Origin of the sequence: Aminobacter sp. J41, assembly GCF_000526635.1 — a bacterium.
Taxonomy (GTDB): domain Bacteria; phylum Pseudomonadota; class Alphaproteobacteria; order Rhizobiales; family Rhizobiaceae; genus Aerobium.
Window position 1 is genome coordinate 111,063 of record NZ_JAGL01000003.1, and the last position, 13,009, is coordinate 124,071.

Sequence of the window (13,009 nt, forward strand, 5' to 3'; positions counted from 1 at the left end):
CTCCCTATGAAAGAGACGCTACAAGGAGCGCCGCCGCCCATACAAGCAATATTCCGCCAGCGAGCCTTGTGAATACCCTTCCGGCCTCCTGCTTTTCAACAAGCGAGAAGATGCCGATCAGCACCATCCAGAACAGGTTCATGGTGCCGACGGCGAACATCACCAGCATCAGCGCCCAGCAACAGCCCACGCACCAGACGCCCTGCTCCATGCCGAGCACGAAGATGCGAATCGGCCTGACGCTCCAGCGGGCGAACAGGATCGTGAACGGGTTGCGGCATTTTTCGAGGCAGGCGTCCTTCAGGCCGCTGAACTGGTAAAGCCCTGCGAGGCCCAGAATCACTGCCGCAGCGACGGAGCCCAGGGGCGCTCCAAGGTCGTGGCCAAGTGCTCGCAGGATCGCGGTCACGGTGGCAAAGATGAGCGCGACGCCCGACCAGACGGCGAGGTAGCCGGCAACAAGAACGAGCGGCGAGACGGCTGCCTCCCCCTTGGCGGCAGCGGTATCCCCGATCTCGCAGTAGGTGCGGATCATCGGCGCCGCCGATGGAAGCATCATCGCCACCGACATCAGAACCCACATCGCCAGCAAGGCGAAGAATTCGCCGGCGGCGCCTCCGGGCGCGCTCGGAGACAAGCACAGAACGAAGAATGTCTCCAGAAAGCCAGGCAGCTCGAGCGCCGGAAGTGCTTCAAGCAGGTTGCTTCCCGGACCTCCGCCCTGAATCTCCGCTGCGCGTCGCGACATCGACAGCAGGACCAGCCATGACAGGACGACACTCAGTCCCAACGTCAGGTAGACCAGGCTTCGTGGCCGGCGCGACGCCTCAGCAACGGCCCGCGCGGGTCCTTCAAGATTCGAGAAATCGTCGCGCGGATCGGCCATCCTTCTCGAATGAGCCATTTCGTCTCGTTGATCAAGCGCCTGAAAAGGCTCTATATCGCGGTATGAAGTTCGATGCTGATATCGTCATTGCCGGCACCGGCCCCGCTGGTCTTCTGGCAGCCCTGGCGCTGGCTCAGGCCGGCCTGTCTGCAATCCTGGTCGGACCTCGGGTCAACACTGGCGACCGGCGCACGACGGCGCTGATGAAACCGTCGCTCGACTTCCTCGATGGGCTGGGCGTCCTTGACGCGGTCAAGGAAGGTTCGGCTCCGCTGCGCGTCATGCGCATCGCCGACGCCACCAGCCGCCTGCTGCGCAGCCCCGTCGTGAGCTTCCGGGCCGCCGAGATCGGCGAAGAGTACTTTGGGCTCAACATTCCGAACCGGAACATGCTGCCGGCCCTCGATGCAGCGGTAAAGGCTAACGACGGTATCCGCATCGAGACATCGATCGTCGCGCACTGGCAGCCGCTTGAAGACGGCATTCAGGCCGAGCTCGAGAACGGCAAGATCATCACGGCAAAACTAGCGGTCGCAGCTGACGGCCGCCTGTCGCCGGCGCGAGAAGCCGCGGGGATTAGCGTGCGTACTGCCTCCACCGGCCAGTCCGCCCTCGTCTTGGATTTCGCGCATACGCGTCCGCACGACGACACGTCGACCGAGTTCCACACCGAGCATGGCCCGTTCACGGTGGTGCCGCTGCCCGGAATGCGTTCGAGCCTCGTCTGGGTCTCGCGCCCGCATCGCGCGGAAGAACTCAAGGCCCTGCCTGACGCTGAACTGTCGCGCCTGATCGAAGAGCGCATGCAGTCGATGCTCGGCCGCGTCGAGGTTTCGCCCGGGCGTCAGGTCTATCCGCTCAACGTCACCCTCCCCGCGCGCTTTGCTGCCAACCGCATTGCGCTGGTCGGTGAAGCTGCGCACGTCTTCCCGCCGATTGGCGCTCAGGGCCTCAATCTCGGCATCCGCGACGTCGAGGGACTGGTGAAGATGGCCCGCCGCTATCCCGCCGATCCGGGCGCTCCGACAGCACTGTCCTACTACGACCGCCTGCGCCGTCCGGACATCATCGCGCGCTCCTCGGCTGTCGACCTGCTAAACCGCTCGCTGATGGCGGACGCCCTGCCCGTCCAGTTCGTACGCACCGCAGGGCTGAACCTCCTCGGCGCTGTCCCGCCCCTGCGCAATTTCTTCATGCGCGAGGGCCTGCGCACCGGCGCCGGCATCATGAGCCTCTTCAGGGAAAGAGGTCCGGTGGCAAGGTTCCGCTCCGAATGAGGTAGAGCAGAGCCGTGATGGTCGCGATCGACAGTACGGTCGTGATCAGGATGCTCGCCGAGGCCCGCTGGACCCAGACATTGTACTGTTGTGCGATGACGAACACGTTCGTCGCCGTCGGCAGCGCTGCGAGTATCACTGCCGAGTACATCCAAGCGGGCTCGAAATTGCCGACCAGGCTCAGCACCAGGTAGCAGAGCGCCGGGTGCACGATGAGCTTGAGCGCCGTGATGAGGCCGAGCTCGCGCGGCACGCGCTTCAGCGGTCGCAGCGCCAGCGTTACGCCCATTGCAAACAGCGCGCAAGGCGCGGCAGCCTGCGCAAGATACTGGATCAGCTTCGAAATGGCTTCCGGCGGCTGGTATTCGTACACCGCCGCCACCACGCCGATCATCGTCGCGACGATGAAGGGGTGGGTCAGGATCTTGCGAACGACGTCGAAGACCAGCTGAGAGGCTGGCGGCTTCTCGTCGCTCGCAAGCGCCATCATCAGCGGCGCGAGGGCAAAGTGCAGCGCGTTCTCGCAGCTGAAGATCAGCGCCACCGGCACGGCCGCTTCAGGACCGAATGCGAGCAGTGCCAAGCCTGGCCCCATGTAGCCGATGTTACCGTAGGCAGCCGCCAGGCCCTTGATCGTACTTTCAGCCAGATTGCGTGAGAAGATCAGTGATCCGGCGAACATCAACGTGAAGACGATGTAAGTTGCCAAAGCCGAACCGGCGATGAAGCGCCACTCGGTCAGCTGATGTACGGGAGTGCGCGAGATGAGCTGGAAGAACAGTGGAGGCAAGGCCACGTAGATGATGAAGGTATTCATCCATCCGAGGGCTTCCAGAGGCTGGCGGCTGAGACGGGCTGCGATGGCGCCTATGAAAATCATCCCGAAGAAGGGAAGGACCAACCCGACAATTTCAGCCATAGTTCCCTCAGTTACCAACCTTGTTGTGCGGCTACTTCGCCTACATACGTCGGTCAAGCCGAGACAGTTGAAAAGCCGACTGTCATGCGCAAGATTACGCGCAAAGGTTCATGCACATGCCTGAGTTCAAGACTGCGAAATTCAAGATCGGCCAGGTCGTCCGCCACCGGCTGTTCCCCTTCAGGGGCGTCATCTTCGACGTTGATCCGGAATTTGCAAACACCGAGGAATGGTACGAGGCCATTCCGGCCGAGGTACGCCCCGCGCGCAACCAGCCGTTCTACCATCTGCTGGCCGAGAACGATGATACCGAGTACGTCGCCTACGTCTCGGAGCAGAACCTGGTCATCGACGACTCGGGGGTCCCGGTGCGTCATCCGGCGTTGAAGGACATCTTTGACGTCACCGGCGAAGGCTACGTCCTGAAGCAGAAGATCCGGCACTAGCCGGAAGACAGAAGGCAATAAAAAAGGCGGGCCGAACCCGCCTTTTCTCGTTTCGCATTGATCGAAGGGATCAATTGCCCTTCTTCGCCTTTTCCTGCTCTTCCTTGAGTTTGGCGGCAAAGTCTTCCGTGTTGCGGTTGACGAATTCCTGCAGCTGGCGCTGGCGGTTCTCGATGTCCTGCTGCTGCAGCGGCTCACCATCGAACGCCCCGGTGAAGCCGGCGAGCGAAACCTTGATCGGGTTCGGCTGGTTCTGGAAGTTCACCGAGGTGAACGTCACGTTCGACCCCTTCTTGAACTGCGCTACAAGCTGGTCGGTCAGCGGAGCTTCCGCGATGCAGCGATCCGGCAGGCAGATCATGTAGTCGATCTTCTGGGTCTGGCCGCCGTCGATCTGCATGCCAATGCCCGGAGGCACGAGGCGGCCGGTCGGGACCGTTACCTGGAAGATCTTGCGGTTCACCTTGCCCTTCACCTCGATCAGGCTCACGCCCGTCAGCAGCTGGCCGGTGTCGGCAACGCTGATGTTCTGCACATTGCAGATGTCGACGTCTTCCTGCTTGCTGCAGGCCTTGAACCAGCCCTTCGGCATTTCCGGCTGCTGAGCGGCTGCAGGGGTCATCGTCATGGCCGCGACGGCAAAGGCACCGCCAGCCAGGAGTGAAAGGCGGGACACGTCGGTCTTCCGGCTGTTCATAGGGTCGTGTTCCTCTCAAGACATATGAGCTGCTTGGCAGCCGTCTGTGCTGCACAGGTGATCAGCAAATACGGCGACAGCATGACTTCTAGCGCCTGTTACACCGCCATGTCGAACGAATCCAGTGCCGCCATCAAAATTGCCAGGCGACTACCGCGATTCCGGCACTTTCCCTGTCATGCTAGGGTCAGTTGATTCGTCGTGCATATCCGTTCCGGAGCCTGATTGATGCGCCTTCTGGCCGCTACCTTTGCCGTTTTCTCTGCGCTCGCCAGTCCGGCACTCGCCGCAGGACCGAGCCATGCCCTTGCCATGCATGGCGAACCCGCCCTCCCCGCCGACTTCCAACATTTTCCCTATGTCAATCCAGACGCACCCAAGGGCGGCAGGGTCGACTATGCCTGGCAGGGCTCGTTCGACAGCGTCAATCCGTTCATCGTCCAGGGCGACGCAGCGCGCGGCCTTGCCGACCTCGAGCTGGGCAACAACGTCTTCGAGACGCTGATGCATCGTTCGGCCGACGAGCCGTTCACGCTCTATCCGCTGATCGCGAAGACCGTGGAGACGGACGACCAGCGCACCTTCGTCGAGTTCACGCTGGACGAACGCGCGCGCTTCTCCGATGGCGAGCCCATCAAGCCGGAGGACGTGATCTTCACGATCGAACTGCTGCGCGACAAAGGTTTTCCCCGCTACGCGACCACCGCCAACAAGGTCGCCAGCATAAAAAAAGTTGGCGAGCGTGGCGTGCGCTTCGAGTTCGCGGAACCCGACCGCGAGCTGCCGCTGATCCTCGGCCTGATGCCGGTGCTGCCCAAGCATGCAACAGACGCCGAAAACTTTGACCGTTCGACGCTGAAGCCCATGGTCGGCTCGGGCCCCTACCTGATCGCCAACATCCGTCCGGGCGAGTCGATTACCCTGAAGCGGAACCCCGACTACTGGGCGAAGGACATTCCGACCAAGGTCGGCCACGACAATTACGACGAGATCCGGATCAACTACATCCGCGACGACAACACGATTTTCGAGGCCTTCAAGAAGGGCTCGACATCGATCAATATCGAGACGGATACCGGCCGCTGGACGACGGGCTATGATTTTCCGGCGGCGCGCCAGGGCCGGGTGATTAAGGACGAGTTCCCGAAGCGCTCGCCGTCCGGCATGTACGGCTTCGTCATGAACACCCGTCGGCCGGTGTTCGGCAACCGCGATGTTCGCCATGCACTGAGCGGCCTGTTTGATTTCGAATGGGCGAACCGCAACCTCTTCAATGGCGCCTACGCGCGCATCCGCAGTTTTTATGATGGCTCGGAGCTTTCCTCGTTCGAACGTCATGCAAGCCAAGAGGAAAAGGCCCTACTTGCCGACTTCCCGGACGCGGTGCTCCCTGAAATAATGGAAGGCACCTGGCAGCTGCCGGTCTCCGACGGCTCGGGCCGCGATCGCAACTTCCTGCGCAAGGGCATGGATGCGCTCAAGGCTGCCGGCTACCGGCTGGAAGGCTCCAGGCTGGTCGATGCGGAAGGAAAGCCGCTCTCGTTCGAGATCATGCTGAACGGCCCGTCTGCCGTGCCGGTAGCGACCGCATGGAGTCGCACGCTCGAACGCCTCGGAATTTCGGCGCAGATCCGCGTGGTCGACGCCGCGCAGTACCTGCAGCGCCAACGCGTCTATGACTTCGACGTCATGCTGTTCAACTACACCTCGTCGCTTTCGCCGGGCGTCGAGCAGGTTTTCCGCTGGGGCTCGGCCAACCGCGACCGCGACGGCACCTACAATTTCGCCGGGGTTGCGGAACCGGCGATCGATGCGATGATCGATCAACTGCTGTCGGCGCGGACGAAGGAAGAATTCGTCACCGCGGTCCGCGCCTATGACCGCGTGCTGCTTTCCGGCGCCTATGTGGTGCCGCTCTATCACCAGCCCGTGCGCTGGATCGCCCGCTGGGAACAGATCCAGCGCCCCGAGGTTACGCCGCTTCTCGGCCCGCAGCTGACGACGTGGTGGCATGCCGGCAAATGATTGGAAACGCTGATGCTTGAACGCACGGAACTTGTCATCGACGTCATCTCGGATGTGGTCTGCCCATGGTGCTTCATCGGCATGAAGCGGCTGGAGCACGCCGCCAACCTTGTCGAAGACGTCGAAATCAAGCCGCGCTGGCGGCCCTACCAGCTCGACGGGAACATTCCAAAGGGTGGCCTGCCCCGCAAGAAGTACATGCTCGACAAGTTCGGCAGCGAGGACCGCATCAACCAGATGCACGAGCGGATTTCGCAGCTTGGCGAAGTCGAGGGCATCCGCTTCAACTTCGACGCCATCCAGGTGTCGCCGAACACGCTCGATGCCCACCGCCTGATCCGCTGGGCGGGCTCGCCCAAGGCGTCTGCGGGTGCGCAGCGGCTGATGGTCAAGCGCCTGTTCGAGCTTTATTTCGAGGAAGGCCGCGACATCGGCGACCACAACGTGCTCATAGAGGCTGCCGACGAATGCGGCCTGGACGCCGCCCTCGTTACAGCTCTTCTTCCCTCGCCGGCTGACGAAGAATCGCTTCGCGCGGAAATCGCCTCGGCGGGTGCAATGGGAATTACCGGTGTTCCAAGCTTCGTCTTCGAGAGCAAATATGTCGTCGTGGGGGCGCAGGAGTCGGAAATGCTTGCGGATGCGATCCGCCAGATCGGCGCCGCCAAGGCGCGCGGCGAACTCGCCAAGGACTTCTGAAGACAGCTTGTTTTAATGAAACAACGCCCCGGCCGTTACCGGGGCGTTTTCGTTTCAGGCCGCCTTGTCGACCAGCTTTGCCAGCTGGGTCATTATGACCGCGGAGCCGGCCAGCCGCTTCTTCGGCGTCGGCCAGTCGCGCATCAGTACGATGCTCTGGTCGGGCCGGATCTTTGCCAGCGAGCCCTGCTCCGCGATGTAGCGCACCAGTCCTGCCGGTTCCGGGAACGTCTTGTTGCGGAACTGTATGACGACGCCCTTGGGTCCGGCATCGAGCTTTTCGACGTTCGCCTTGCGGCACAGCGCCTTGATGTAGACGATCTTAAGCAGGTGCTCGACTTCCTCCGGCATCGGCCCGAAGCGGTCGATCAGTTCGGCGCCAAAGCCGTCGATCTCTGCCGGCGTCTCGAGGTCGGCGAGGCGACGGTAGAGAGCAAGCCGCAGCTGCAGGTCCGGAACGTAGCTTTCCGGGATCATGACTGCCGTGCCGACGGTGATCTGCGGCGACCAGCTTTCATCAAATGTCTCGCCGGTGCCGCGCAGCTCTGCCACGGCCTCTTCCAGCATCTGCTGGTAAAGCTCGAAGCCGACTTCCTTGATGTGGCCGCTCTGCTGGTCGCCCAGCAGGTTGCCCGCACCACGGATGTCGAGGTCGTGGCTGGCAAGCTGGAAGCCAGCGCCGAGCGTATCGAGCGACTGCAGCACCTTGAGCCGGCGTTCGGCCAGCGGCGTTAGCGCCTTGCGTGCGGGCAGCGTGAACAGCGCATAGGCCCGCAGCTTGGAACGGCCAACGCGGCCGCGTAGCTGATAAAGCTGGCCGAGACCGAACATGTCGGCGCGGTGCACGATCATCGTGTTGGCCGTCGGAATGTCGAGGCCGGACTCGACGATGGTCGTCGACAGCAGCACGTCATACTGGCCATCGTAGAAGGCGTTCATGATGTCGTCGAGCTCGCCGGCTGCCATCTGTCCGTGCGCTGTCGCAACCTTCAGTTCGGGCACGTGCTCTGAGAGGAAGGTCCTGATCTCGTCGAGGTCGGCGATGCGCGGGACGACATAAAAGCTCTGGCCGCCGCGATAGCGCTCGCGCAGCAGAGTTTCCCGGATCACCAGCGGATCAAACGGCGAGATGAAGGTGCGCACCGCCATGCGGTCGACTGGCGGCGTCGTTATCAGCGACAGCTCGCGAACGCCGGTGAGCGCCAGCTGGAGCGTGCGCGGTATCGGCGTCGCTGAGAGTGTAAGCACGTGGACGTCCGTCTTCAGTTCCTTCAGACGTTCCTTGTGCTTGACGCCGAAGTGCTGCTCCTCGTCGATGATGAGAAGGCCGAGGTTCTTGAAGGTGACGCCCGAGCCAAGCAGCGCATGCGTGCCGACGACGATGTCGACGGTGCCCTCCTCAAGCCCCTTCTTGGTTTCGGAGAGTTCCTTGGAGGTAACGAGGCGGGAGGCTTGCCGGACGTTGACCGGGAGACCGGCAAAACGCTGGCTGAAGGTGCGGAAGTGCTGGCGCGCAAGCAGCGTCGTCGGCACGACGACAGCAACCTGAAAGCCTTCCATCGCCGCAAGGAACGCCGCGCGCAGGGCAACTTCCGTCTTGCCGAAACCGACGTCGCCGCAGATCAGGCGGTCCATCGGCCTGCCAGCGGCAAGATCCTCCATGACGGCGTCGATTGCCGTCTGCTGGTCGTCAGTTTCCTCGTAGGGGAAGCGCGCCGCGAACTCCGCATAAACGCCTTCCGGCGGCATCATCACCGGCGCCGGGCGCAGCTGGCGCTCGGCGGCGATCTTGATGAGCTGGCCCGCCATTTCCAGCAGGCGCCGCTTGAGCTTTGCCTTGCGCGATTGCCAGGCAACGCCGCCGAGCTTGTCGAGTACCGTCTCCGACGACTCCGAGCCATAGCGCGACAGAAGCTCGATGTTCTCAACCGGGAGGAACAGGCGATCATCGCCGGCATAGTGGATTTCAAGGCAGTCGTGCGGCGCACCTGCCGCCTCAATCGTCTTGAGGCCGACAAAGCGGCCAATGCCGTGGTCCGCGTGGACGACGATGTCGCCTTCGGAGAGTGCAGCTACCTCGGCGATAAAGTCAGACGCCTTCTTGCGCTTCTTGGCGCGGCGGATCAGGCGGTCGCCGAGGATGTCCTGCTCGGCGAGAACGGCGAGGCTGTCCGTCTCAAAACCGGCCTCGAGCGGCAGGACGACAAGCCCGGCCTGCCCCTTCGCCAGCTTCTCGACCTCGTCAATGCTGCCGATCTTCTGCAGGTTTTCGAGCCCATGCTCGGTGAGAACCTGCGTCAGCCGATCAAGCGAGCCTTCGCTGTAGCCCGCGATCAACACGCGCTTCTTGCCGGCGCGGGTGTCTGCAATGTGCTTTACGGCATGGTCGAAGACGTTGACGTTCGGGTCAGCGCGCTCTTCCGCAAAGTTGCGGCCCTGGCGGGCCCCAGCGTGGCGCAGCGCGCGGCCGAGCGTCGGCGGCGTATCGAACGGCGTGAAGTCGACCGATTGCCGTTCCTCCGCCCTCGCCTTCACCTCTTCCGGCGTCAGGTACAGGAGCGGCGGGCGCACCGGCTTGTAGGGAACAGCGTCGACAAGGCCTTCGCTCTGCTTCGACCGCGCCTCGTAGTGATCAACGATCAGCGCATGGCGCTCGGCAATCGCTTCATGCGCGAGATGATCAAAGATCACCGGTGCGTCGGGCAGGTAGTCGAAGACCGTCTCCATCTCCTCGTAAAAGAGCGGCAGCCAATGTTCCATGCCGGCGAAGCGGCGTCCTTCGCTCACCGCCGCATAGAGGGCGTCGTCTCGGGACGGCGCGCCGAATGCCTCGATATAGGCGCGGCGAAAACGGCTGATCGTATCGGGCGTTAGCGACACCTCGCTCATCGGCTTGAGCGAGAACGACTGCTTCTGGCCGGTCGTGCGTTGGGTGGCGGGGTCAAACGCGCGGATCGACTCCAGCGTATCGCCAAAGAAGTCGAGGCGTACCGGCTCGCCCCCGGGCGCATAAAGATCGAGAATGCCGCCGCGCACCGCATATTCGCCGACATCGCGCACGGTGGGCACGCGCTCGAAGCCGCTGGTCTCCAGATGCGCCAGCAGCTGCTTCATGTCGACCTGGTTGCCGGGTCGTGCTGCGAAAGACTGGGCAGCAATCGCCGCGGCCGCAGGCATCCGTTGCAGGAGTGCGTTGGCGCTGACGAGGATGATGGCGCGGTGCGGCTTTTCCCGCAGCGCGGCCATTGCCGTCATGGCGTCGAGGCGCCGCGCGGCTGCGTCCGCACCGGGCGAGACGCGGTCATAGGGAAGGCAGTCCCACGCCGGGAGTTCGAGGAGGGGAATGCCGGGCGCCGCGAATGCAAGCACTTCGGCAAGCGCCGGAATGCGCTGGCCGTCGCGCGCGACGAAGATGAGCGGCTTCTCCCCCAACTGGCCGGCGATCGAGGCGAGTGCAAACGCCTCGTAGCCGTCAGCAATGCCGTCGACGATGGTTGCCCCGCGCTCGGGCAGGTGGATAGCGGGAAGAATGCTCATCGGCAAATACTAGACCAGAGCGGAGTCGCGATAGCTGAGGATCTTGGCGAAGACGGGCGTGTCGTGCTCCGCCGGCACGGGCTTTTCGCCGAGCACCCACTTCAGGATGTCTCCGTCGTCCTCGGACATGAGACGTTCGTAGATATTCAGCTCCTCCTCCGTCAGCTTGTCGATCTCGCCATCGGCGAAGGAGCCCAGGATGAGGTCGACCTCGCGCATTCCGCGATGCCATGAGCGATACAGGATCCTGCGGCGGCGTGTATCAAGGTCGGCGCTTGTGCGCGTTGTTCCGGTCATGTCGGACGAAATTCCTCTGGGCTGTGGAAAGCCATGGATGATGGGCGGATATAGCGTCTGAAATTGCCAATGTCAGCCTTTGCGGTCACACATGACCGTCATAAGGTTCGCGCATGCGACCTACCCTGCTTGATCCGATCTTTGCGCCGGCCACTACCCTCGATGGAATTGGGCCTAGGCTTGCGGGCCTGCTCGCGAATGTCGTGCCGCACGACACGAGTGGCCGCGAGGTCCGCGTCGGTGATCTACTCTTCGTGCTGCCGTACTCGATCATCGACAGGCGCAAGACGTTTCGGATCAGCGAGGCGCCGGAAGGCGTGGTGGTCACGATCAGGATCACCATCGATCATCACCAGCCGCCGCCATCCGGAAAGGGCAAGTTGCCGTACCGCGTCTTCGGCCACGACTCATCCGACGACATCGCGCTGACTTTCTTCCATGCCAAGGGCGAGTGGCTGCTCAAGGCTTTGCCGGAAGGCATGGATGTAATTGTCTCCGGCAAAATCGAGCGCTTCAACGGCCGCGCCGCAATGGTGCATCCCGACCACATGGTGCCGGTTTCGCGGGCAGAAGAGCTGCCCCTGCTCGAAAACGTCTATCCGCTGACCGCCGGACTTTCGGGGAAGGTGCTGCGCCGCGCAATCCTCGCCAGCCTCGACCGGCTGCCGGACCTTCCGGAATGGCTGGATCCTGAGCTGGCAAAGCGCCAAAGCTTCCCGAGCCTGCGCATGGCCCTGCACCGTCTGCACCAGCCGTCCGACCCGCTCGACACAAACCCGGATAGCCCGCCATGGCGCCGGCTCGCCTTTGACGAGTTCCTGGCTGGCCAGCTTGCGCTGGCTCTGGTGCGCAAGCGCCTGCGCAAGGCGAGCGGACGGCCGCTCATCGGCGACGGCTCTATCGAGCAGAAGATCAGGGCGGCACTGCCCTATTCGCTCACAGGAGCGCAGGAAAAGGCCATCGAGGACATTCATGCCGACCTTGCCTCATCCGAGCGGATGCTGCGCCTGCTGCAGGGCGACGTCGGCTCGGGCAAGACGGTTGTGGCGCTGATGTCTATGGCACGCGCGGCGGAAGCCGGCGGCCAGTCTGCGCTGATGGCACCGACCGAAATCCTCGCGCGGCAGCACTTTACCACCATCAGCAATCTTGCCGCCAAGGCTGGACTGCGGACAGCAATTCTGACCGGCCGCGAAAAGGGCCGGGAACGCACCGAGACGCTGAAGGCGATCGCTTCCGGCGAGGTAGACATCGTCATCGGCACCCATGCCATCTTCCAGGATACGGTGGAGTTCAAGAACCTCGTGCTCGCCGTCATCGACGAGCAGCACCGCTTCGGCGTCCACCAGCGCCTCGCGATCTCTGCCAAGGGAGAGGCCGTCGACATGCTGGTGATGACGGCAACCCCGATTCCGCGCACACTGGTGCTCACCGCCTTCGGCGACATGGATGTCTCGCGCCTGACCGAAAAGCCGGCGGGTCGCAAACCGATCCAGACCGTCACCCTGCCGCTCGAGCGCCTTCCCGATCTCATCCGCCGCATGCAGTCGGCGATTGCCGAGGGCCAGAAGGTCTACTGGATCTGCCCGCTGGTCGAGGAGTCGGAGGAAATCAAGCTGATGTCGGCCGAAGACCGCTTCGCGGCGCTCAAGCCCGTCTTCGGCAACCAGATAGGCCTGATCCACGGCCGCATGAGCGGTGCGGAAAAGGATGCAGCAATGCTCGCCTTCAAGAACGGCGAGACGCGCATTCTGGTCGGCACCACGGTCATCGAGGTCGGCGTCGACGTGCCCGACGCGACCATCATCGTCATTGAACATGCCGAGCGCTTCGGCCTTGCCCAGCTGCACCAGCTGCGCGGCCGCGTTGGGCGTGGCGACCGGCCGTCAAGCTGCGTGCTGCTTTACAAAGAACCTCTCGGGCTGATCGCCAAGCAGCGCCTGTCGGTCATGCGGGAGACGGAAGACGGCTTCCGCATTTCCGAGGAGGACCTCAAGCTGCGCGGCGAAGGCGAATTGCTGGGCACCAAGCAATCAGGCACCCCGGGTTTCCGCGTTGCGCGGATCGAGCGCCACTCGGACCTGCTTGAAATCGCCCGCAACGACGCACGCCTCATCCTGGAGCGAGACCCGGAACTGGTCTCGCCCCGGGGTGAAGCGCTGAAAGTGCTTCTCTACCTCTACGGCCGCGACGATGCGGTGCGGCTGCTACGGGCGGGGTAAGCCG

The 13,009-nt window shown here is 63.1% G+C and carries 10 protein-coding genes; 5 read left to right on the top strand and 5 right to left on the bottom strand.

What is annotated here, in order from left to right; all coding sequences use genetic code 11:
* Positions 1-4: 4 nt before the first annotated feature.
* Complete coding sequence (locus tag L630_RS0103415; RefSeq protein ID WP_245263647.1) at positions 5-904, bottom strand: DUF2182 domain-containing protein; 900 nt, start codon at positions 902-904, stop codon at positions 5-7.
* A 44-nt stretch (positions 905-948) separates the two neighbouring features.
* On the opposite strand from L630_RS0103415, the gene L630_RS0103420 reads away from it, so the two are divergent.
* The gene (locus tag L630_RS0103420) at positions 949-2,163 is read left to right on the top strand and encodes a UbiH/UbiF family hydroxylase (RefSeq protein ID WP_024846886.1); all 1,215 of its coding nucleotides are present in this window, start codon (positions 949-951) and stop codon (positions 2,161-2,163) included.
* Here L630_RS0103420 and L630_RS0103425 read toward each other — a convergent pair.
* Positions 2,123-3,082: an AEC family transporter gene (locus tag L630_RS0103425; protein WP_024846887.1), complete on the bottom strand. Its 960-nt coding sequence runs from the start codon at positions 3,080-3,082 to the stop codon at positions 2,123-2,125. The genes L630_RS0103420 and L630_RS0103425 overlap by 41 nt on opposite strands.
* A gap of 116 nt (positions 3,083-3,198) precedes the next feature.
* On the opposite strand from L630_RS0103425, the gene hspQ reads away from it, so the two are divergent.
* Positions 3,199-3,528 (top strand): heat shock protein HspQ, encoded by a 330-nt coding sequence (gene hspQ / locus L630_RS0103430; RefSeq protein WP_024846888.1) that lies wholly within the window; start codon positions 3,199-3,201, stop codon positions 3,526-3,528.
* A gap of 70 nt (positions 3,529-3,598) precedes the next feature.
* Here hspQ and L630_RS0103435 read toward each other — a convergent pair whose 3' ends face one another.
* Positions 3,599-4,225, bottom strand: a complete 627-nt coding sequence (locus L630_RS0103435) for an invasion associated locus B family protein (protein WP_024846889.1) — start codon at positions 4,223-4,225, stop codon at positions 3,599-3,601.
* 228 nt (positions 4,226-4,453) lie between these two features.
* On the opposite strand from L630_RS0103435, the gene L630_RS0103440 reads away from it, so the two are divergent.
* Both L630_RS0103440 and L630_RS0103445 read left to right on the top strand, forming a co-directional pair.
* Positions 4,454-6,250: an extracellular solute-binding protein gene (locus L630_RS0103440; RefSeq protein ID WP_024846890.1), complete on the top strand. Its 1,797-nt coding sequence runs from the start codon at positions 4,454-4,456 to the stop codon at positions 6,248-6,250.
* A 12-nt stretch (positions 6,251-6,262) separates the two neighbouring features.
* Positions 6,263-6,949 (top strand): DsbA family oxidoreductase, encoded by a 687-nt coding sequence (locus L630_RS0103445; protein ID WP_024846891.1) that lies wholly within the window; start codon positions 6,263-6,265, stop codon positions 6,947-6,949.
* Between the two features lie 54 nt (positions 6,950-7,003).
* On the opposite strand, the gene mfd is transcribed toward L630_RS0103445, so the two are convergent.
* Together mfd and L630_RS0103455 are read right to left on the bottom strand one after the other, a co-directional pair.
* On the bottom strand, positions 7,004-10,486 hold the full coding sequence (gene mfd, locus L630_RS0103450) for a transcription-repair coupling factor (protein ID WP_024846892.1): 3,483 nt from the start codon (positions 10,484-10,486) through the stop codon (positions 7,004-7,006).
* A 9-nt stretch (positions 10,487-10,495) separates the two neighbouring features.
* Positions 10,496-10,783: a succinate dehydrogenase assembly factor 2 gene (locus L630_RS0103455; RefSeq protein WP_024846893.1), complete on the bottom strand. Its 288-nt coding sequence runs from the start codon at positions 10,781-10,783 to the stop codon at positions 10,496-10,498.
* A gap of 113 nt (positions 10,784-10,896) precedes the next feature.
* Here L630_RS0103455 and recG point away from each other — a divergent pair, with 113 nt between their 5' ends.
* Positions 10,897-13,005: an ATP-dependent DNA helicase RecG gene (gene recG, locus L630_RS0103460; protein ID WP_024846894.1), complete on the top strand. Its 2,109-nt coding sequence runs from the start codon at positions 10,897-10,899 to the stop codon at positions 13,003-13,005.
* Positions 13,006-13,009 lie beyond the last annotated feature (4 nt).